We start from the raw sequence: 21,813 nt of genomic DNA, 5'->3' as shown, positions 1-21,813 counted from the left end.
GCCGGATGCGGCATCATATGCCGCATCCAATTTCGCTTACTTCCGTTTCGCCGTTAACTCGGCAATACGCACAATCACTTGCACCGCTTTTTCCATTCCTTCCAGAGTGACAAACTCATGTTTACCATGATAGTTATAACCGCCGGTAAACAGATTTGGACACGGTAATCCCATAAACGACAACTGCGCACCGTCAGTACCACCACGGATCGGTTTCAGGTCTGGTTCAATATCGCAATCGCGCATCGCCTGCTGGGCAATATCAAGAATATGCGGATGCTCAACGACTTTCTCGCGCATGTTGTAGTAACTGTCTTCAATCACCAGTTCAATGTAGCAATCCGGGTGTAACCCTTTGCCCACTTTCTTGGCAATTTCCATCATTTTACGTTTACGCGCTTCAAACTGTTTACGGTCGAAATCACGGATGATGTAGTGCATATCGGCGCGCTCAACAGTGCCTTTCATGCTTGTCAGGTGATAGAAGCCTTCATAACCTTCCGTGGCTTCCGGGCTTTCATCTGCCGGTACTTCCGCATGAATGCGTGCCGCCAGCGACAGCGCATTCACCATCACACCTTTTGCCGTACCTGGGTGAACATTGTTGCCGACGATTTTGATATTCACCGAAGCAGCGTTGAAGTTTTCAAACTCCAGTTCACCTACGCCACCACCATCTACGGTGTAAGCCCAGCGGGCATCAAAGGCTTCAACATCAAAATGTTTCGCCCCTTTGCCCACTTCTTCATCTGGCGTAAAGGCAACACGAATATCGCCATGCGGAATATTTTTCTGCTGCAATACCGCCAGCGCGGTCATGATTTCTGCAATACCTGCTTTGTCGTCAGCACCCAACAATGTTTTACCGTCAGTGGTGATCAGCGTCTGTCCCAGCAGTTGATGCAGTACCGGGAACATGACCGGTGACAGGACTTCGTCGCCGACGCCCAACGCAATGTCGCCGCCACGATAGTTTTCAACAATCTGCGGATTCACATTTTTACCGCTGCAATCCGGTGAGGTATCCACATGAGAAATAAAACCAATCGCCGGAATATCGCCAGGAACGTTAGCCGGTAGCGTCGCCATCAACGTTCCTTTCTCACTTAAGGTCACATTGATAAGACCCATTTCTTCCAGCTGATCTTTCAGCAGATGCAATAATTTCCACTGGCCTTCCGTGCTGGGAACTTGTCTCACCCCCGCTTTTGATTGGGTATCGAGAGACACGTAGTTCAAAAAACGCTCAAGTAGTTTATCCATGTAGTCACCCTCACTTTTCGTGACGACATTATTAAGAAGCAGGAAAAGACAAATATTGCGTCAGGTCACTTTTACCCCTGCAATCGGGAATATTTATCAACATTACCTTAATGAATATAAAGCTAAGCCAGTAATTCACAACAAGGATTGGCGATCCAAGTAGTTTGCCGTAGAATTACGGCCCTCTTTAAGAGTCACCAAGGTGGTTAACCACAAACCCCGCTTCGGTAAGCCATCCGTTGCGTTTACATGGGACAGAGTAAAAAATTGAATAAACAACCGAGTTCGCTTTCACCGCTGGTGCAATTGGCGGGAATTCGCAAATGCTTTGATGGTAAAGAGGTCATTCCCCAGCTGGATCTGACTATCAACAATGGCGAGTTCCTCACGCTGCTTGGCCCTTCTGGCTGCGGTAAAACAACCGTTCTTCGCCTGATTGCGGGTCTGGAAACTGTTGATTCTGGACGCATCATGCTGGATAACGAGGACATCACCCACGTTCCGGCGGAAAACCGCTATGTGAACACCGTTTTCCAAAGCTACGCGCTATTCCCCCACATGACCGTATTCGAAAATGTGGCCTTTGGTTTGCGTATGCAAAAAACCCCTGCTGCTGAAATTACGCCTCGCGTGATGGAAGCTTTGCGGATGGTGCAACTGGAAAGCTTCGCTCAACGCAAACCGCATCAACTCTCAGGCGGTCAACAGCAACGCGTCGCCATTGCCCGCGCGGTGGTTAACAAGCCTCGCCTGCTGCTGCTTGATGAGTCGCTCTCGGCGCTGGATTACAAACTGCGCAAGCAAATGCAGAACGAGCTGAAAGCGTTACAGCGTAAGCTTGGCATTACCTTCGTCTTTGTCACTCACGATCAGGAAGAAGCACTCACCATGTCAGACAGGATTGTGGTGATGCGCGAGGGTCGTATTGAGCAAGATGGTACGCCGCGCGAAATTTACGAAGAGCCGAAGAATTTATTTGTTGCCGGATTCATTGGCGAAATCAATATGTTCAACGCCACTGTCATCGAACGTCTCGACGAGCAGCGCGTGCGGGCTAACGTTGAAGGTCGCGAGTGTAATATCTACGTTAACTTCGCCGTTGAACCGGGGCAAAAACTGCATGTTCTGCTGCGCCCGGAAGACTTACGTGTTGAAGAGATTAACGACGACAACCATGCTGAAGGGCTGATTGGATACGTTCGTGAGCGTAACTACAAAGGCATGACGCTGGAGTCGGTTGTTGAACTGGAAAATGGCAAGATGGTGATGGTCAGCGAATTCTTCAATGAAGACGATCCTGACTTTGACCACTCTCTCGACCAAAAAATGGCCATTAATTGGGTAGAAAGCTGGGAGGTCGTACTGGCTGATGAAGAACACAAGTAAGTTCCAGAATGTAGTGATTGTCACTATTGTCGGTTGGCTTGTGTTGTTTGTCTTTCTGCCCAACCTGATGATCATTGGCACCAGCTTTTTGACCCGCGACGACGCCAGTTTCGTCAAAATGGTCTTTACGCTGGAAAACTACGCACGTCTGCTCGATCCGCTCTATTTTGAAGTGCTATTGCACTCGCTGAATATGGCGCTGATCGCCACCCTCGCCTGCCTGGTTCTGGGCTATCCGTTTGCCTGGTTTCTGGCGAAGCTGCCGCACAAGGTGCGTCCGCTGCTACTTTTTCTGCTGATTGTTCCCTTCTGGACCAACTCATTGATTCGCATCTACGGGCTGAAAATTTTCCTCAGCACCAAAGGCTATCTCAACGAGTTTTTGCTCTGGCTGGGCGTTATCGACACACCAATTCGTATCATGTTCACGCCCAGTGCGGTGATTATCGGTCTGGTTTACATTCTGCTGCCGTTTATGGTGATGCCGCTGTACTCCAGTATCGAAAAACTGGATAAGCCGTTGCTGGAGGCGGCGCGCGATCTCGGTGCCAGCAAGTTGCAGACTTTTATCCGCATCATTATTCCACTGACGATGCCGGGGATTATTGCCGGATGTCTGCTGGTGATGCTGCCAGCGATGGGCCTGTTCTATGTGTCCGACCTGATGGGCGGTGCGAAAAACCTGCTGATCGGTAACGTCATCAAGGTCCAGTTCCTTAATATTCGTGACTGGCCGTTTGGTGCAGCCACCAGCATTACGCTGACTATCGTAATGGGCCTGATGTTGCTGGTTTACTGGCGCGCTTCTCGTTTGCTGAATAAGAAGGTGGAACTCGAATGATCGGTCGACTGCTTCGCGGCGGTTTTATGACCGCTATCTACGCGTACCTGTATATCCCAATCATTATTTTGATTGTGAACTCCTTCAACAGCTCGCGCTTTGGCATCAACTGGCAGGGTTTTACCACCAAATGGTATAGCCTGCTGATGAACAACGACAGTCTGTTACAGGCAGCGCAGCATTCACTGACGATGGCGGTGTTTTCGGCGACGTTTGCCACGCTTATCGGTTCACTGACGGCCGTTGCGCTGTACCGCTATCGCTTTCGCGGTAAGCCGTTCGTTAGCGGAATGCTGTTTGTGGTGATGATGTCGCCAGATATCGTGATGGCGATTTCTCTGCTGGTGCTGTTTATGCTGCTGGGTATTCAGCTTGGCTTCTGGTCGCTGCTGTTCTCGCATATCACCTTCTGCCTACCGTTTGTGGTGGTGACGGTGTATTCGCGCCTGAAAGGTTTTGACGTGCGAATGCTGGAAGCGGCGAAAGATCTCGGTGCCAGTGAATTTACCATTCTGCGAAAAATCATCCTGCCACTGGCAATGCCAGCGGTGGCGGCGGGCTGGGTGTTAAGCTTTACCCTGTCGATGGACGATGTGGTGGTTTCTTCGTTCGTCACCGGACCAAGCTATGAAATTCTGCCGTTAAAAATTTATTCGATGGTCAAAGTCGGCGTATCGCCGGAAGTTAACGCGCTGGCAACCATATTACTGGTGCTGTCGCTGGTGATGGTTATTGCCAGCCAGCTTATTGCTCGTGATAAAACGAAAGGTAACACAGGGGACGTTAAATGAAAAAATGGTCACGCCACCTGCTCGCGGCGGGTGCTCTGGCACTGGGCATGAGCGCCGCTCACGCTGATGACAACAACACACTGTATTTCTACAACTGGACCGAGTACGTGCCGCCTGGACTGCTCGAACAGTTCACCAAAGAAACCGGTATTAAGGTTATCTATTCGACTTACGAGTCGAACGAAACCATGTACGCCAAGCTGAAAACGTACAAAGACGGTGCCTATGACCTGGTGGTTCCTTCAACCTATTACGTTGATAAAATGCGTAAAGAAGGGATGATCCAGAAGATCGACAAGTCGAAGTTAACAAACTTTGGCAACCTCGACCCAGAAATGCTCAACAAGCCGTTTGATCCGAATAACGACTACTCCATTCCGTATATCTGGGGTGCGACGGCGATTGGCGTTAACGGTGATGCGGTGGATCCGAAATCTGTCACCAGCTGGGCCGATCTGTGGAAGCCTGAGTACAAAGGCAGCCTGCTGCTGACCGACGATGCCCGTGAAGTGTTCCAGATGGCGCTGCGTAAGCTGGGCTACTCCGGTAACACCACCGATCCGAAAGAGATTGAAGCTGCGTATAACGAGCTGAAAAAACTGATGCCAAACGTCGCGGCGTTTAACTCCGATAACCCGGCAAACCCGTACATGGAAGGCGAAGTTAACCTCGGCATGATCTGGAACGGCTCTGCTTTCGTTGCTCGCCAGGCGGGTACGCCAATTGACGTGGTGTGGCCGAAAGAAGGCGGCATTTTCTGGATGGACAGCCTGGCGATTCCGGCAAATGCCAAAAACAAAGAAGGCGCGCTGAAACTGATCAACTTCCTGCTGCGCCCGGATGTGGCAAAACAGGTTGCCGAAACTATCGGTTATCCAACGCCAAACCTCGCCGCGCGCAAACTGTTAAGCCCGGAAATAGCAAACGACAAGACGCTCTACCCGGATGCTGAAACCATTAAAAATGGCGAATGGCAGAGTGACGTTGGCCCAGCCAGTAGCATTTATGAAGAGTATTATCAGAAGCTGAAAGCAGGACGTTAATTCAGCAAGCGGGCGGTGGTATTACCGCCCGTTTTTTATTTAGCAAGGAAGTAACTAATGAGTCAGGAATAATGTATCGCTGCTATAGACGAGTTAAAGGAAAAGAGGCCGGAAAAGTGCGCGTGTATTATGCCAAATGCGGCGAGAAAGCCTTATCCGGCCTACAAGCCCCACAAATTCAATTAATTGTGGTCCGCTCGTAGGCCTGATAAGCGTAGCGCATCAGGCAATTACTCCTGATTTATAATCCCTTCAGCAACTTCTCAACAAACTCTGGTACCACCTGGCTTGCCGGGCCGTAATATTTCTCGGCAAATTCATTACCGACCTGACTCGGTTCGAGATTGAGTTCAACCGTATGCGCGCCATGCAGCTTCGCTTCGTGAACAAACCCAGCCGCCGGATAAACATGCCCGGATGTGCCAATAGCAATGAAAATGTCGGCCATGGACAACGCCATATAAATTTCATCCATGCCGAGTGGCATTTCGCCAAACCACACTACGTGTGGGCGCAGCGGAGCCGGGAACTGGCAGCAATGACATTTGTCTTCTGGCGTGACGTCTCCGGTCCAGTCGAGAACCTGACCGCTTTGCGAACAACGTACTTTCAGCAATTCCCCATGCATATGAATCACATTGGTATTACCTGCGCGTTCATGCAGATTATCGATATTCTGCGTCACCAGCAAAAAGCGATCGCCGAGGGCGTCTTGCAGTTTAGCCAGAGCAAGATGCGCAGCGTTAGGCTGAATTTCTGGCTGCTGTAGTTGACGGCGACGGGCGTTATAAAACGCTTGCACCAGTTCAGGATCGCGATCAAAACCTTCCGGTGTAGCCACATCTTCAACCCGATGTTCTTCCCACAGGCCATCTGCTGCGCGAAAGGTACGAATACCTGATTCCGCAGAAATTCCTGCCCCTGTCAGTACGAGTACTCTTGGTTTTTCCATTGCTTCCGGCACCACTTTATCTCTGAAAAAAATACGCTGACGCAAACGCTCGTGCAGGCGGCGTTTATTTTTACGAAAACGACTTAACCGATGACCCCGACGCGACAACATAGTAACCTCTGTTGATTAATCGGTTAGATGTAGGAAGGCCGCACCACGCATTCCTCCTGCATCCCCGTGACGCGCGCGTTCAATGCGCGGAACACGAGCTACAGGTAAGAGATGACGAGGCAGCCTGTCCGCCAGTTGCGTTGTGATTGCCGGGAAATTCGATAAGCCACCGCCAATGACCAGCAAATCAGGGTCAACAATGGTCAGGATATTTCCCAGACAAACCGCTAATAAATCCAGATAACGCTCAACGTGCGCCCTTGCCTGCTCATCGCCTTGCTCATAAAGCGCAATAATTTCGGGAGCCTGCAACGGTTGATGATAATAGTGTTGATACAGCCACGCAAAACCGCGACCAGACAGATAATTTTCAATGCAACCGTGCTGACCACAGCCGCAGCGACGTAACGGGAAATCCAGCCCCATCATGGTTAACGCATCGACGGGAAGGCGCATATGCCCAAATTCACCCGTAATATAGCTTTTACCCGTTACCGGTTTACCGTTGAATACCAGTCCACCGCCAACGCCAGTCCCCAGGATCAGTCCCATCACCAACGGATATTGGGTAAATTCATCGTCCCAGGCTTCAGAAAGGGCAAAGCAGTTGGCGTCGTTATTAAGGCGCACATCGCGTTCAAGGCGTGCGCTCAGATCGGCACGCAGCGGTTTACCACTTGCGGCGGGGACATTGGCGGCATACAGCGTGCCATCTTCTGTTTCCGGCATTCCCGGAATACCGATGCCGACAGAACCTTTACAGCCAAAACGTTGATCGGCTTCGGCCACCAGCTCGCACACTGCATCTAAAAATGCGTCATAGCTGTCACGCGGTGTCGGCACCCGCTTTTCCCACTGCAACTGCCGACCGCTATCAAACACGCCTAGCGCAATTTTCGTTCCACCAATATCAAACCCGTAATACATTCCCGCTCCTTGTTTTAATGTACTGCCTTTACTGGCCGCTAAGGACTCGCGCAGGGTCAATATTACTGGCGCGTCGCGCCGGATACCAACTTGCCAAAAGACTCAGCAACAATGCTGTGACCAGTACGTAGAAGACGTCCAGCCAGTGCAATTCCGATGGCAGGAAGTCAATAAAATAGATATCGCTGGAGAGGAACTGATGACCAATCAGCTTTTCAATCCACTCAATAATCGGGGTAAGTTGCAGTGAAACCACTACGCCGATAATCACACCACAGAGGCTGCCGAACAGCCCTGCCAGCAATCCATACCAGACAAAGATGGCGCGAATTAAACCGTCTTTCGCCCCCAGCGTTCTTAATACTGCGATATCGCCACTCTTATCTTTCACCGCCATCACTAAGGTGGAGACGATGTTGAAACAGGCCACGCCAATCACCAGTACCATCGCCAGATACATAATGGCGCGGATCATCTGGATATCGCGATACATATAGCCGTAAGTACCAATCCAGCTTTTAATATAAACATAGCTGTTGGTCACTTCACCCGCATCGCGTACCAGTTTGTTAGCGTTAAAAACATCCGTCATTTTAAGGGCAATGCCTGACACACTGGAACCCATATCAAGATATTGTTGGGCATCCGCCAGCGGGATCATGGCAAAACTGTGATCGAGTTGGCCACTCAACTGCAAAATACCCGCAACGTGCAAACGCACACGTTTCGGCTGCATCAGCTTATGCTCGGGATTCGAGTTTGGGATCATGATCGACACCCAATCGCCCTGCTTCACTTTCAGCGCATCCGCCACGCCTTTGCCGATGATAATTTGCTGTTCGCCCGCTTTAAAATTGTTCCAGGCATCGCCCTGGACAAATGATGGCAGCGCGCTCAGACGCTGTTCCTGTTGCGGATCAACGCCTTTAACCTGCAGAGCGCGCAGATTCGCGCCGCTCTCCACCAGCCCGGTGAAATTGATATACGGCGCAGCGGCGGCAATACCCGGCACTTTCTGCACTTTATCCAGTGCTTCCTGCCAGTTAGTCCACGGCTGATCTACCGCCTCAATTTCACCGTGCGGTACCACAGCAAGAATGCGGTTGTTCAGTTCGCGTTCAAAGCCATTCATCGCGCTTAAGCCGACGATCAATACCGCCACGCCAAGTGCAATGCCAATGGTAGAAATGACGGAGATCAGCGACACCATGCCGCCGCGCCGCCGTCCGCGACTAAAACGCAGGCCAATTAATAACGATAAAGGCATCGCCATTACTCCGCCCCCATCAGGCTTAGTTCCGCCGTCAGACGACCATCACGCATCTCCAGTTGGCGGCTCATGCGTTTCGCCAGTTGCAGGTCGTGAGTAACCACCAGGAACGCGGTGCCCTGCAAGCGATTCAACTCCCCAAGCAGCTGGAAGATGCTGTCTGCGTTACGCGCGTCAAGGTTACCGGTAGGTTCATCCGCCAGCACCAGGCGCGGGTTATTGACCAGCGCACGGGCAATCGCCACACGCTGACGCTCACCGCCGGAAAGCTCTGACGGGCGGTGATTCGCACGATGCTCCAGCCCCACCGCTTTTAACATTTCCAACGCTCGACTGTTGATTTCAGCGGGCTTTTTCTTGCCAATCAGCAGCGGCATAGCCACGTTTTCCAGGGCGGTAAAATCCGGCAGCAAGTGGTGAAACTGATAAATAAAGCCCAGCTTCTGGTTGCGCAGTTCTGCTTTCGCCGCCGAAGACAGTTTGCTCATTGGCTGACCATTAAAAATCACATCGCCGGAGGTTGGCGTATCCAGCCCGCCTAACAGGTGCAGCAAGGTACTTTTACCAGAACCAGAGCTACCGACGATCGCCATCATTTCACCTTCGCCCACGCTGAAACTGACATCGTGCAGCACATCGGTTTGCACACTGCCTTCCTGATAGCGTTTGCACAGGTTGTCGCATTGCAACAGGATCTTATTCATAACGTAAAGCCTCAGCGGGTTGAGTGGCGGCAGCGCGCCAGGAAGGGTAAAGCGTAGACAACAGCGCGATAGCCATCGCCACCAGCGCAATAACAATGACCTGTAAAGGTTCGATAGCCACCGGCAGCGCTGCGCCATCAAGCAGGACGCCGATTATCGGCATCAGATTATTCAACTGGCTGGCAAGCAGTGCGCCAAGCGCAGCTCCGAGGATTGCACCGATAATCCCGGCGCTGGCCCCTTGCACCATAAAGACCATCATGATTTGTCGCGGAGTTAAGCCTTGCGTTTGCAGGATCGCTACTTCGCCCTGCTTCTCCATCACCATTAGCCCCAGCGAGGTAATAATGTTAAACGCCGCAACGGCGACAATCAGGCTCAGCAGCAAGCCCATCATATTTTTTTCCATACGCACGGCCTGGAACAGCTCGCCTTTGCGATCGCGCCAGTCCTGCCATTTGCTGCCTTCTGGCAGTTTTTGCTGACTTAATGAGTCGACTTTCAGCGGCTCATCCAGCCACAAACGCCAGCCGGTAATATTGCCTGCCGGATAACGCATCAGACGCGAGGCATCCTCAATATTCACCAGCATTTCATAGCCATCGACTTCACTGTTGGCGGCGAAAGTGCCAATCACATTGAACAGGCGCTGACTTGGAATACGCCCCATTGGCGTGAACTGGCTGGCAGATGGCACCATCACGCGAATTTGATCACCGCGATTAACGCCCAACTGTGAGGCCAGCTGTTCACCGAGGATGACATTATATTTCCCCGGCTCGAGGTCAGTTTGTTTCACATTGACCAGATACGGCGTTAGTGGATCTTTTTGCGCCGGGTCGATACCCAGCATCACCCCGACCGCCACGCTGCGCGCGCTTTGCAGTACCACATCACCGGTAGTGATAGGTGCGACGCGATTAACGCCGTCCAGTTTGACTGCCGTTTCCGGGAGTTGCTGCGGGTTAAGAGAGCCATGCTCAGAAGAGAGAATTGCCTGTGGCATCAGGCCAAGGATGTTGTTTTGCAGCTCGCGCTCAAAGCCGTTCATCACTGACAATACTGTGACCAGCGCCATCACCCCGAGGGTAATGCCGATGGTAGAAAGCCAGGAGACGAAACGACCGAAGCGATCCGCTGCACGCCCACGCATGTAACGCAGGCCAATAAATAGAGCGACAGGTTGGTACATGAAATCCGTCTGGTTGCTGTTAGCAAAGACACGAGTATATAAGCGAAAGCGAGATGGGTAAACGTCTGAACTGTAAGTGATCGTCAGGGCTAATCTGAAAAGTACCAGCAAATCAATCGGCTAAAGGGCCTCATTTTCTCATCGGCCTTGTGGCCTGATCTTTATCTGAAAAATAACCAAATACAGACAGATACGCATTACACCACGCGACTCGCCCCGCAGGATCATCAGCATGTTAAATAAAAAGAGCGTGTTGTCCTGATGAAACAAAAAGAGCTATGGATTAACCAGATCAAAGGGTTATGTATTTGTCTGGTGGTAATTTATCACTCGGTCATTACCTTTTATCCGCATCTGACCACTTTCCAGCATCCGTTATCGGAAGTCCTGAGCAAATGCTGGATCTATTTCAATCTTTACCTTGCGCCCTTTCGTATGCCGGTTTTTTTCTTTATTTCCGGCTACTTGATTCGCCGCTATATCGACAGCGTACCCTGGGGAAATTGTCTCGATAAACGCATCTGGAATATCTTCTGGGTGCTGGCGCTTTGGGGCGTGGTGCAGTGGATGGCGTTAAGTGCGCTGAACCCGTGGCTGGCGCCTGAGCGCGATTTAAGCAATGCCTCCAATGCCGCGTATGCCGATTCCACCGGTGAGTTCCTGCACGGGATGATCACCGCCAGCACCAGCTTGTGGTATCTGTATGCTTTAATTGTCTATTTCGTGATATGTAAAATTTTTAACCGCCTGGCACTGCCGTTATTCGTTCTGTTTGTGCTGATGAGTGTGGCGGTTAATTTCGTTCCCACGCCATGGTGGGGAATGAACAGTGTGATCCGCAATTTGCCTTATTACAGCCTTGGTGCATGGTTTGGCGCAACATTAATGACCTGTGTTAAAGAGGTGCCGTTGCGCCGCCATCTGCTGATGGCTTCTTTGCTGGCTGTTCTGGCGGTTGCTGCCTGGTTGTTTAATATCTCGCTGCTGTTGTCGCTGGTATCGATTGTAGTGATCATGAAACTGTTTTATCAGTACGAGCAGCGTTTCGGTATGCGTTCCTCCAGCCTACTGAATGTGATTGGTTCTAACACCATTGCCATCTACACCACCCATCGCATTCTGGTAGAGATATTCAGCTTAAGTCTGATTCCGCAAATGAATGCAGCCCGCTGGTCGCCGCAACTCGAACTAACGCTCCTGCTGGTTTATCCTTTTGTCAGTTTGTTGATTTGTACTGTTGCTGGATTACTGGTGCGAAAATTTTCACAACGCGCATTCAGCGACCTGTTGTTCTCCCCGCCTTCTCTACCTGCCACCAGTTACTCTCGTTAAACCATCGCCCCTGCCGGGGCGATTCGATTTGCTAAACCATCTCGATTACGGATAATGAACAGCATTGCTTATCAGAGATAGGCCCCCATATGTTGGGGCATATCCTAACGAGACTCTGACAACCGTTATGCCTGAACAATATCGTTATACGCTGCCCGTCAAAGCGGGTGAGCAGCGTCTGCTGGGCGAGTTAACTGGCGCTGCCTGCGCGACGCTGGTGGCGGAAATTGCCGAACGTCACGCCGGTCCGGTGGTACTCATTGCACCAGATATGCAAAATGCTCTGCGTTTGCATGATGAGATCAGCCAGTTCACCGATCAGATGGTGATGAATCTGGCGGACTGGGAAACACTCCCTTACGACAGTTTTTCACCTCATCAGGACATTATCTCCTCGCGCCTTTCCACCCTTTACCAGCTACCGACGATGCAGCGTGGCGTACTGATTGTTCCGGTGAATACGCTTATGCAGCGCGTTTGCCCGCACAGTTTTCTCCACGGTCATGCGCTGGTGATGAAAAAAGGTCAGCGCCTGTCACGAGATGCATTACGAACCCAACTGGACAGCGCAGGTTATCGCCATGTTGATCAGGTGATGGAGCACGGCGAATACGCCACGCGCGGCGCGTTGTTGGATCTCTTCCCGATGGGCAGCGAGCTACCTTATCGTCTTGATTTCTTTGATGATGAAATCGACAGCCTGCGTGTATTTGACGTCGATAGCCAGCGCACGCTGGAAGAAGTTGAAGCCATCAACCTGCTGCCCGCACACGAATTCCCGACCGATAAAGCGGCGATTGAACTGTTCCGCAGCCAGTGGCGCGATACCTTCGAAGTGAAGCGCGATCCAGAACATATTTACCAGCAAGTGAGTAAAGGCACATTACCTGCCGGGATCGAGTACTGGCAGCCGCTATTCTTCAGCGAACCCCTGCCGCCACTGTTCAGTTATTTCCCTGCCAATACCTTGCTGGTGAATACTGGCGATCTGGAAAACAGTGCCGAACGTTTCCAGGCTGACACGCTGGCGCGTTTTGAAAACCGTGGCGTCGATCCAATGCGACCGCTGTTGCCGCCACAATCGCTCTGGCTGCGGGTGAACGAGCTCTTCTCAGAGCTGAAAAACTGGCCCCGCGTACAGCTAAAAGCTGAACATTTACCGACAAAAGCAGCGAATGCCAATTTAGGCTTCGAGAAGCTGCCAGACCTGGCCGTTCAGGCGCAACAAAAAGCGCCGCTGGATGCGCTGCGTAAGTTCCTCGAGTCTTTCGACGGTCCGGTGGTGTTCTCGGTAGAAAGTGAAGGTCGCCGTGAAGCGCTGGGTGAACTGCTCGCGCGAATTAAAATTGCCCCGCAACGCATTATGCGTCTTGATGAAGCCAGCGACCGTGGGCGTTATTTGATGATTGGCGCTGCCGAACATGGTTTTGTCGATACGGTGCGTAATCTGGCGCTGATCTGCGAAAGTGATCTGCTCGGTGAACGTGTTGCCCGCCGTCGTCAGGATTCTCGTCGCGCCATCAACCCCGATACACTGATCCGTAACCTCGCGGAGCTGCATATTGGTCAGCCGGTGGTCCATCTGGAGCACGGCGTCGGGCGCTATGCCGGAATGACCACGCTGGAAGCCGGCGGCATTACTGGCGAGTATTTGATGCTCACCTATGCCAACGATGCCAAACTGTATGTTCCGGTGTCGTCACTGCATCTGATTAGCCGTTACGCGGGTGGCGCGGAAGAAAACGCCCCGCTGCATAAACTTGGCGGCGATGCATGGTCACGCGCGCGGCAGAAAGCGGCGGAAAAAGTGCGTGATGTGGCGGCGGAATTGCTGGATATCTACGCGCAACGCGCCGCCAAAGAGGGCTTCGCGTTTAAGCACGATCGTGAGCAATATCAATTGTTCTGCGATAGCTTCCCGTTTGAAACCACGCCGGATCAGGCGCAAGCCATTAATGCTGTGCTTAGCGACATGTGTCAGCCGCTGGCAATGGATCGTCTGGTGTGCGGCGATGTTGGCTTTGGTAAAACAGAAGTCGCGATGCGCGCCGCTTTCCTGGCGGTAGAGAATCACAAGCAGGTGGCGGTGTTGGTGCCAACCACCCTTCTCGCGCAACAGCATTACGACAACTTCCGCGACCGTTTCGCCAACTGGCCGGTACGCATCGAAATGATCTCCCGTTTCCGCAGCGCCAAAGAGCAGACGCAAATCCTTGCGGAAGTGGCGGAAGGGAAAATCGATATTCTGATCGGTACGCACAAACTGCTGCAAAATGACGTCAAGTTTAAAGATTTAGGCTTGCTGATTGTCGATGAAGAACACCGCTTCGGGGTGCGTCATAAAGAGCGCATTAAAGCGATGCGGGCGAACGTGGATATTCTGACGCTTACCGCTACGCCAATCCCACGTACGCTGAATATGGCGATGAGCGGAATGCGTGACCTGTCGATTATCGCCACGCCGCCCGCCCGTCGTCTGGCTGTTAAAACGTTTGTCCGCGAGTATGACAGTCTGGTGGTTCGGGAGGCGATTCTGCGTGAAATTTTGCGCGGGGGGCAGGTTTATTATCTCTACAATGATGTGGAAAACATCCAGAAAGCCGCCGAGCGGCTGGCGGAACTGGTGCCAGAAGCGCGGATTGCCATCGGTCACGGGCAGATGCGTGAGCGCGAACTGGAACGGGTGATGAATGATTTCCATCATCAACGTTTCAACGTGCTGGTTTGTACCACCATTATCGAAACCGGAATCGACATCCCTACCGCCAACACCATTATCATTGAACGCGCGGATCACTTCGGTCTGGCGCAGCTGCACCAGTTGCGCGGTCGCGTCGGACGTTCGCATCATCAGGCATATGCATGGCTGCTGACGCCGCATCCGAAAGCGATGACTACCGATGCGCAAAAACGTCTTGAAGCGATTGCCTCGCTGGAAGATCTCGGGGCAGGCTTTGCGCTGGCAACGCACGATCTGGAGATCCGCGGCGCGGGTGAATTGCTTGGTGAAGAACAGAGCGGCTCGATGGAAACCATCGGTTTCTCGCTGTATATGGAGTTGCTGGAAAACGCCGTCGATGCGCTGAAAGCCGGACGCGAGCCGTCGCTGGAAGATCTCACCAGCCAGCAAACAGAAGTCGAGCTGCGGATGCCGTCGCTATTGCCAGATGATTTCATCCCTGACGTGAATACGCGTTTGTCGTTCTATAAACGTATTGCCAGCGCCAAAACGGAAAACGAACTGGAAGAGATCAAAGTCGAGCTTATCGATCGCTTCGGCCTGCTGCCGGATCCGGCGCGTACCCTGCTGGATATTGCCCGTCTGCGTCAGCAAGCGCAGAAACTGGGGATCAGGAAGTTGGAAGGTAATGAGAAAGGCGGCGTGATCGAATTTGCCGAGAAGAATCACGTGAATCCAGCCTGGCTGATTGGTTTGCTGCAAAAACAGCCGCAGCATTATCGCCTTGATGGCCCGACGCGCCTGAAGTTTATTCAGGATTTGAGCGAGCGGAAAACGCGTATCGAATGGGTTCGCCAGTTTATGCGTGAACTGGAAGAGAACGCGATCGCTTAATGGTGATATCGGGGGCGTTTCTGCGCCCCCATCTGTAACATTTACAAATTCTTTGCACTTCCCTGCACTATCCGACACTGTCACCATCCATAATTCAGGCTTATCTTTTTATTACAATAACCTTATATTTATTATGGACTTTTGGTGATGATCAAAACGCGTTTTTCTCGCTGGCTAACGTTTTTTACGTTCGCCGCTGCCGTGGCGCTGACGCTACCGGCAAAAGCCAACACCTGGCCGCTGCCGCCAGCGGGCAGTCGTCTGGTTGGCGAAAATAAATTTCATGTGGTGGAAAATGACGGTGGTTCGCTGGAAGCCATCGCCAAAAAATATAACGTCGGCTTTCTCGCTCTGTTACAGGCTAACCCCGGCGTTGATCCTTACGTGCCACGCGCGGGTAGCGTGTTAACGATTCCGTTGCAAACTCTACTACCAGACGCGCCGCGCGAAGGCATTGTGATCAACATTGCGGAGCTGCGTCTCTATTACTACCCGCCGGGTAAAAATTCGGTAACCGTATATCCAATAGGTATTGGTCAGTTAGGTGGTGACACGCTGACACCGACAATGGTGACCACCGTTTCAGACAAACGTGCAAACCCAACCTGGACGCCTACAGCGAATATTCGCGCCCGTTATAAAGCACAGGGAATTGAGTTGCCTGCGGTAGTTCCGGCTGGGCCGGATAACCCAATGGGCCATCATGCGATTCGTCTGGCGGCCTATGGCGGCGTTTATTTGCTTCACGGTACGAACGCCGATTTCGGCATTGGCATGCGGGTAAGTTCTGGCTGTATTCGTCTACGGGATGACGATATCAAAACACTCTTTAGCCAGGTCACCCCAGGCACCAAAGTGAATATCATCAACACGCCGATAAAAGTCTCTGCCGAACCAAACGGTGCGCGTCTGGTTGAAGTGCATCAGCCGCTGTCAGAGAAGATTGATGACGATCCGCAGCTATTGCCGATTACGCTGAATAGCGCAATGCAATCATTTAAAGATGCAGCACAAACTGATGCTGAAGTGATGCAGCATGTGATGGATGTCCGTTCCGGGATGCCGGTAGATGTGCGCCGCCATCAACTGAGCCCACAATCGCTGTAACTCCCGGATAAAAAAATCCCCGCGGCACAGTATGTCGCGGGGAAAAAAGCAGCAATAGCGGGCATTAATGAGGGTTAATGCTTATTTATAAATGACTGCCGTTCCGTGGAGGGTATTCGGACCGGTTACTGAAGTAATACGGAAAGATTTTGCGCCCATCTCATTCGCTTTTTGTGCCAGCTGTTCTTCCAGCGATCCCAGATTTGTCCCCGCGTTAGCACTAATTGTACCCACTTTTTGTTGGCCTTCTGGTGTTGCCTGAACTTCGACAGCAGCAAAGCTGGCAAATGACATGGAACTTAAAATCGCCACAGCGATGAGGGTTTTTACGTTTTTCATAATAGTGGCCTTATGCAGGTGAATGGCGTCGCAAGAAATTACTTAACGATCGATAACTAAATGATAGACGTGATCTGGATCACATACAAGAAGTTTTTTATAACAATCGTTAATTAAATTAAAAAACTTTAAATTTCAGTTAAATAGAGAGTTTTTATTTTTCTATTTTCTGGACTGGTGAAGGGAGGTGATTATTTTTATAATAACCATTCATTCACAGCCACCAGGTACAATGGCATCATGGCAATAGACTCAACACATTGTGTAAAAAAAAGCCGTGGCCGCCCAAAAGTGTTCGACAGGGACGCCGCGCTTGATAAGGCCATGAAATTGTTCTGGCAGCACGGTTATGAAGCGACTTCCCTTGCGGACCTCGTTGAAGCGACCGGAGCCAAAGCGCCAACGCTCTACGCGGAATTTACCAACAAAGAGGGGTTATTTCGCGCCGTACTCGACCGTTATATCGATCGCTTTGCCGCTAAGCATGAAGCGCAGTTGTTTTGTGAAGAAAAAAGCGTGGAGTCTGCACTGGCGGACTATTTCGCTGCCGTCGCCAGCTGCTTTACCAGCAAAGACACCCCCGCGGGTTGCTTTATGATTAACAACTGCACCACGCTTTCAGCGGATTCGGGCGATATTGCTCATACGGTGAAATCACGTCACGCAATGCAAGAACGCACCTTGCAGCAGTTTTTAAGTCAACGCCAGGCACGCGGGGAAATTCCCGCCCACTGTGACGTAACGCATCTTGCGGAATTTCTTAATTGTATTATTCAGGGGATGTCGATAAGCGCCCGTGAAGGCGCATCGCTGGAAAAACTGATGCTGATTGCCCGGACAACGCTGCGTTTATGGCCTGAACTGGTGAAGTAAGACGCAAAAAAAAGCCCCTCAGCCTGAGCGAATGAGGGGCTAAATTGCAGAGTACAGCCTTGTTATACTTTGTTATTCAGAACCAGTTGCCCATTGTTATCTAATGGGATTTGCGTACCCGGATCGCTGTTCATCCGAATTTTGCCCTGCTGATCGCCAATCTTATAGGTCACATCATAACCGAGCATTTTTTCTGACTTGTCATACACCGTTTTACAACGCTGCTGCGTGGTAGTGTAAGTATCGCTTTCCTGGAGAGAGCCCTGGATCTGGTTACCGGCATATCCACCGCCCAGCGCCCCCACAACAGTGGCGACATCTTTACCGCGACCACCACCAAACTGATGCCCTATCACCCCGCCAGCGACAGCCCCGAGGACCGAACCAGCAATGCGGTTTTCATCCTGTACCGGTCGGCGATGGGTCACCGTGACATTGCGGCACTCCTGGCGCGGTGTTTTAACCGTTTCCTTGATTGGGGTTGCAGAAACAACCTGAGCGTATTGCGGGCCACGTTCAAACACGTTCAGGCTGGCCACTGCCGCTACGCCAAGCGCAGCCGCTACACCAATCCCGATACCCGCCAACATTGATTTATTCACGGGAACACCTCCTTCTTTGCAGTTATGACAATCATGCAAGCGAAGGGGAAAAGCAGCTATCAGACAGAAGATGAAAAGCGTGGGAAAAGCAGGAAAAGCTGAAGGATTCAGAGAAGTCTGAAAGGATACCTGGTACGACGCGGCTACCGATCGCACTGTTCCTCAAGGGCGGATGAGGCGTTTACGCCACATCCGCCAGTGTACGCCGATTAATGCAACTTCAAACGCGGACGGATAACGCGGTTGATACTGCCCACCAGCATCATTAATCCGGTTTTAAAGTAGCCATGCAGCGCAATCTGATGCATTCGGTATAGCGAGATGTACACAAAGCGCGCAATTCGTCCTTCAATCATCATTGAACCGCGCGTCAGGTTACCCATCAGGCTACCGACGGTGGAGAAGTTGGACAGCGATACCAACGAACCGTGATCCTTATACTGATAATTTTTCAGCGGTTTACCGTTCATCTGCGCCAGAATGTTGTTCATTGCGCAGGTCGCCATCTGATGTGCGGCCTGAGCACGCGGCGGTACAAAGCCCCCTTCCGGACGCGGGCATGACGCACAGTCACCAATAGCGTAAATGTCTGGATCGCGCGTGGTTTGCAGCGTCGGTTCCACCACCAGTTGATTGATACGGTTGGTTTCAAGACCACCAATATCTTTCAGGAAATCTGGTGCTTTTATCCCGGCAGCCCACACCATCAGATCGGCCTGAATATATTCACCATCTTTAGTGTGCAAACCGCCTTCATCGGCACTGGTAACCATAGTTTGCGTCAGCACGCGAACGCCCAGTTTCGTTAACTCATTGTGAGCCGCAGCAGAGATACGCGGCGGTAACGCTGGCAAAATTCGCTCTCCCGCTTCCACCAGAGTAACGTTCAGGGCTTCGTTGGTCAGCCCTTTGTAACCGTAACTGTGCAGTTGTTTCACGGCATTGTGCAATTCGGCAGAGAGCTCTACGCCGGTCGCGCCGCCGCCAACAATCGCAATATTCACTTTGCCATTGGCGCCCAGGTTAGCAGAAAACTTCAGGAACAGATTCAGCATCTCCTGATGGAAACGACGTGCCTGATGCGGGTTATCAAGGAAAATGCAGTTCTCATTTACGCCCGGCGTGTTGAAATCGTTAGAGGTGCTACCCAGCGCCATCACCAGCGTGTCGTAAGCAATTTTCCGCTCTGGAACTAACAATTCACCTTTTTCGTCGCGCAGTTCAGCAATGGTGATTGTTTTCGCTTCACGATCGATATCAACCACAGATCCCAGCTGAAACTGGAAACCATGATTACGCGCATGGGCCAGATAGCTCAGCGCATCAACGCCTTCATCGAGCGATCCGGTCGCCACTTCGTGCAGCAACGGTTTCCACAGGTGGCTGTGGTTACGATCGACCAACGTAATTTTGGCTTTTTTCTTGCGCCCCAGCTTATCTCCAAGCTGTGTTGCCATTTCCAGCCCACCAGCACCGCCGCCGACAATCACAATTTTTTTCAATGGCGTAGTCAACGTGACCCCCTTAAATTTATTAACCAATTGTTAACTAATGGTTATTAACATAGCTCTTAATTAACAACAGGTTACAGCAATGAAAATGTTCTTCGCTATTGAGAATAACATGAATGGTGCATTGGTCATACCAAAATTGATGTTAATCAAGTTTTGTTGCTGAAAAGATAGGCGGTTTTACCTGTTGAGATCAAAAAACAGAGTTTATTGTTTATTATTCGAGCTAATTCAGGAGAGTGATGCGTATATGGAGGGCGTTTGGTAGGCCTGATAAGACGCGAACGGCGTCGCATCAGGCACATTGCCAGTGTCGGATGCGGCGTGAACGCCTTATCCGACCTACAGAATCCGGGGCCGCATCAGGTACCGGCCAGGTTACCTGATGCGACGATGCCAATTAACCGAGGGTTTTGAATGCTTTAATGCGCTGCAAATGCGGAGAGATATTTTTGAATTTGTGTGTCTGCTCTTCGTCCCAGACAATCTCGTAATAATGATGCAACTCTTCAGATGTCCGCTGACTGTTAAGCGCTTCATCGTGACGCGACAAAATCACCAGGCAACGATCGCGATTCTTCTCACGGAAGTTGGTCACACACTTGGTGGCAATATCGGCATACTCTTCCGGGCGATCAATCTTCCCTTCCATGTTCTCATAAGGGAACAAATTGGGATTGAAGATCACCTGGCGAATATCACAGAGAAAACCAATCCGCTCTGCCCAATAACCGCCCAGACCAACACCACAAATGAGCGGGCGCTCGTCGACGTTCAGTTGCAGCATTTTGTCCACTTCTTTGAGCAAATGCTGCATATCATGTTTCGGATGCCGCGTACTGTAGCTTATTAGCCGTACATCCGGGTCAATAAACTGCAATTGTAAGACTTTCTCGTGGTTACCCGGACTGTTAGAGTCAAAACCGTGCAAATAGATAATCATCGCTTCCTCAATAAGCCAGGGTTAATGACCTGCCTTCTCTTCCTGCCAGCGTTCATGCAACTGATTCAGACGGGCGCTGATCTCTTTCCAGCGAGCCGAGTCCATCAGTTCCTGTCGCGAAAATGAACCTTTATGATACAAACGTGTAACACGTTCTGCCTTGATCGGTGACAGATTATCTAACACGCTGACGGCCCCTTTACGATTATTGCAGACCAGGATCATATCGCAACCTGCATCCAGTGATGCCTGTCCACGCTCGGCATAACTGCCCATAATCGCGGCACCTTCCATCGATAAATCGTCAGAGAAAATCACGCCGTCAAACCCCAGCTCCTGACGTAAAACAGTTTTCAGCCAGTGGGGAGAACCGCTCGCCGGACGCGGATCAACATCGCTGTAGATCACATGCGCGGGCATAATGGCATCGAGTTTATTTTCGCAAATTAACGTACTGAAAACCGACATATCTCTGGCACGAATTTCCGCTTGCGGGCGTGGGTCGCACGGCGTCTCTTTGTGTGAATCTGCAGTTACGGCACCGTGACCAGGAAAATGTTTACCGGTGGTTTTCATTCCAGCTTCATGCATCCCATCAATAAACCGACTGGCGATTGCCAGGGCTTTTTCTGGGTCGGCATGATAAGAACGTTCACCAATCGCCGCGCTGATATGTCCTACGTCCAGCACTGGCGCAAAGCTGATATCAATATCCATAGCGATCATTTCGCTGGCCATCAGCCAACCTGCCTCTTGCGCCAGTTTGCCCCCCTCTTCCATTCCTAACAGCGCAGCGAATGATTGCGCTGCCGGTAAGCGGGTAAAACCGTCACGAAAACGCTGCACACGTCCACCTTCCTGATCCACCGCCACCACCAGGTGATTGCGTGAAGCTGCGCGGATCTGGCGTACCAGTTCGCGCAACTGTGCTGGATCATGATAGTTACGTGTAAAGAGAATCAGCCCTCCCACCAGCGGATGCGCAAGTATTTCGCGCTCTTCCGCGTCCAGTTCATAACCTTCAACATCCAACATTACTGGACCCACACTGC

Annotated in this window: 19 protein-coding genes; 8 read left to right on the top strand and 11 right to left on the bottom strand. The window is 51.3% G+C overall.

Annotated elements, in window-relative coordinates; translation table 11 throughout:
- Positions 1-36: 36 nt before the first annotated feature.
- Positions 37-1,263 (bottom strand): peptidase T, encoded by a 1,227-nt coding sequence (pepT, locus tag FEK46_RS05725; protein ID WP_130205583.1) that lies wholly within the window; start codon positions 1,261-1,263, stop codon positions 37-39.
- 249 nt (positions 1,264-1,512) lie between these two features.
- On the opposite strand from pepT, the gene potA reads away from it, so the two are divergent.
- Genes potA through potD form a run of 4 tightly spaced genes read left to right on the top strand, consistent with a single transcriptional unit; the run spans position 1,513 to position 5,324 of the window.
- On the top strand, positions 1,513-2,649 hold the full coding sequence (gene potA, locus FEK46_RS05720; RefSeq protein ID WP_130205581.1) for a spermidine/putrescine ABC transporter ATP-binding protein PotA: 1,137 nt from the start codon (positions 1,513-1,515) through the stop codon (positions 2,647-2,649).
- Positions 2,633-3,490: a spermidine/putrescine ABC transporter permease PotB gene (gene potB / locus FEK46_RS05715; protein WP_060773672.1), complete on the top strand. Its 858-nt coding sequence runs from the start codon at positions 2,633-2,635 to the stop codon at positions 3,488-3,490. Before potA ends, potB begins: the two co-directional genes overlap by 17 nt.
- A complete protein-coding gene (gene potC, locus FEK46_RS05710) occupies positions 3,487-4,281 on the top strand; it encodes a spermidine/putrescine ABC transporter permease PotC (RefSeq protein WP_000580316.1) in 795 nt (264 codons plus the stop codon). The genes potB and potC overlap by 4 nt, the downstream gene beginning before the upstream one ends.
- Complete coding sequence (potD, locus tag FEK46_RS05705) at positions 4,278-5,324, top strand: spermidine/putrescine ABC transporter substrate-binding protein PotD (protein WP_130205579.1); 1,047 nt, start codon at positions 4,278-4,280, stop codon at positions 5,322-5,324. The genes potC and potD overlap by 4 nt, the downstream gene beginning before the upstream one ends.
- 241 nt (positions 5,325-5,565) lie before the next feature.
- Here potD and cobB read toward each other — a convergent pair whose 3' ends face one another.
- The 5 genes from cobB to lolC are packed head-to-tail and all read right to left on the bottom strand — an operon-like array spanning position 5,566 to position 10,480.
- A complete protein-coding gene (gene cobB, locus FEK46_RS05700) occupies positions 5,566-6,387 on the bottom strand; it encodes a Sir2 family NAD+-dependent deacetylase (RefSeq protein WP_096938882.1) in 822 nt (273 codons plus the stop codon).
- A gap of 15 nt (positions 6,388-6,402) precedes the next feature.
- Complete coding sequence (gene nagK, locus FEK46_RS05695) at positions 6,403-7,314, bottom strand: N-acetylglucosamine kinase (RefSeq protein WP_130205577.1); 912 nt, start codon at positions 7,312-7,314, stop codon at positions 6,403-6,405.
- Positions 7,315-7,342: 28 nt separating this feature from the next.
- Positions 7,343-8,587 carry a lipoprotein-releasing ABC transporter permease subunit LolE gene (gene lolE, locus FEK46_RS05690; RefSeq protein WP_042003467.1) on the bottom strand — a complete coding sequence of 415 codons (1,245 nt, stop codon included), beginning with the start codon at positions 8,585-8,587 and terminating at the stop codon, positions 7,343-7,345.
- Positions 8,587-9,288, bottom strand: coding sequence for a lipoprotein-releasing ABC transporter ATP-binding protein LolD (lolD, locus tag FEK46_RS05685; RefSeq protein ID WP_135559647.1), 702 nt, complete (start codon positions 9,286-9,288; stop codon positions 8,587-8,589). The genes lolE and lolD overlap by 1 nt, the downstream gene beginning before the upstream one ends.
- Positions 9,281-10,480, bottom strand: coding sequence for a lipoprotein-releasing ABC transporter permease subunit LolC (gene lolC / locus FEK46_RS05680; RefSeq protein ID WP_000284714.1), 1,200 nt, complete (start codon positions 10,478-10,480; stop codon positions 9,281-9,283). Before lolC ends, lolD begins: the two co-directional genes overlap by 8 nt.
- Before the next feature lie 261 nt (positions 10,481-10,741).
- On the opposite strand from lolC, the gene FEK46_RS05675 reads away from it, so the two are divergent.
- The 3 genes from FEK46_RS05675 to ldtC all read left to right on the top strand — a co-directional run bounded on the left by FEK46_RS05675 (position 10,742) and on the right by ldtC (position 16,493).
- Positions 10,742-11,812, top strand: coding sequence for an acyltransferase family protein (locus FEK46_RS05675; protein ID WP_130205573.1), 1,071 nt, complete (start codon positions 10,742-10,744; stop codon positions 11,810-11,812).
- Between the two features lie 127 nt (positions 11,813-11,939).
- Positions 11,940-15,386 (top strand): transcription-repair coupling factor, encoded by a 3,447-nt coding sequence (mfd, locus tag FEK46_RS05670; RefSeq protein ID WP_135559648.1) that lies wholly within the window; start codon positions 11,940-11,942, stop codon positions 15,384-15,386.
- A gap of 144 nt (positions 15,387-15,530) precedes the next feature.
- A complete protein-coding gene (ldtC, locus tag FEK46_RS05665; RefSeq protein ID WP_165383267.1) occupies positions 15,531-16,493 on the top strand; it encodes a L,D-transpeptidase LdtC in 963 nt (320 codons plus the stop codon).
- An 81-nt stretch (positions 16,494-16,574) separates the two neighbouring features.
- Here ldtC and bhsA read toward each other — a convergent pair whose 3' ends face one another.
- Positions 16,575-16,832: a multiple stress resistance protein BhsA gene (gene bhsA, locus FEK46_RS05660; protein WP_135559649.1), complete on the bottom strand. Its 258-nt coding sequence runs from the start codon at positions 16,830-16,832 to the stop codon at positions 16,575-16,577.
- 240 nt (positions 16,833-17,072) lie between these two features.
- On the opposite strand from bhsA, the gene comR reads away from it, so the two are divergent.
- Complete coding sequence (gene comR, locus FEK46_RS05655) at positions 17,073-17,705, top strand: TetR family copper-responsive transcriptional repressor ComR (RefSeq protein ID WP_135492220.1); 633 nt, start codon at positions 17,073-17,075, stop codon at positions 17,703-17,705.
- A gap of 62 nt (positions 17,706-17,767) precedes the next feature.
- On the opposite strand, the gene FEK46_RS05650 is transcribed toward comR, so the two are convergent.
- The 4 genes from FEK46_RS05650 to nagZ all read right to left on the bottom strand — a co-directional run bounded on the left by FEK46_RS05650 (position 17,768) and on the right by nagZ (position 21,808).
- Positions 17,768-18,307: a glycine zipper 2TM domain-containing protein gene (locus FEK46_RS05650; RefSeq protein WP_064528599.1), complete on the bottom strand. Its 540-nt coding sequence runs from the start codon at positions 18,305-18,307 to the stop codon at positions 17,768-17,770.
- Positions 18,308-18,516: 209 nt separating this feature from the next.
- Complete coding sequence (gene ndh / locus FEK46_RS05645; RefSeq protein WP_135559650.1) at positions 18,517-19,821, bottom strand: NADH-quinone dehydrogenase; 1,305 nt, start codon at positions 19,819-19,821, stop codon at positions 18,517-18,519.
- Positions 19,822-20,218: 397 nt separating this feature from the next.
- The gene (gene ycfP, locus FEK46_RS05640) at positions 20,219-20,761 is read right to left on the bottom strand and encodes an alpha/beta hydrolase YcfP (protein ID WP_075331716.1); all 543 of its coding nucleotides are present in this window, start codon (positions 20,759-20,761) and stop codon (positions 20,219-20,221) included.
- A gap of 21 nt (positions 20,762-20,782) precedes the next feature.
- Complete coding sequence (nagZ, locus tag FEK46_RS05635) at positions 20,783-21,808, bottom strand: beta-N-acetylhexosaminidase (RefSeq protein WP_135491154.1); 1,026 nt, start codon at positions 21,806-21,808, stop codon at positions 20,783-20,785.
- Between the last annotated feature and the right edge of the window lie 5 nt (positions 21,809-21,813).

It is taken from the genome of Escherichia sp. E4736 (genome assembly GCF_005781225.1).
Taxonomy (GTDB): domain Bacteria; phylum Pseudomonadota; class Gammaproteobacteria; order Enterobacterales; family Enterobacteriaceae; genus Escherichia.
The sequence above is the reverse complement of the archived record's forward strand: the minus strand, read 5'-3'. Positions and strand labels throughout refer to the sequence as shown.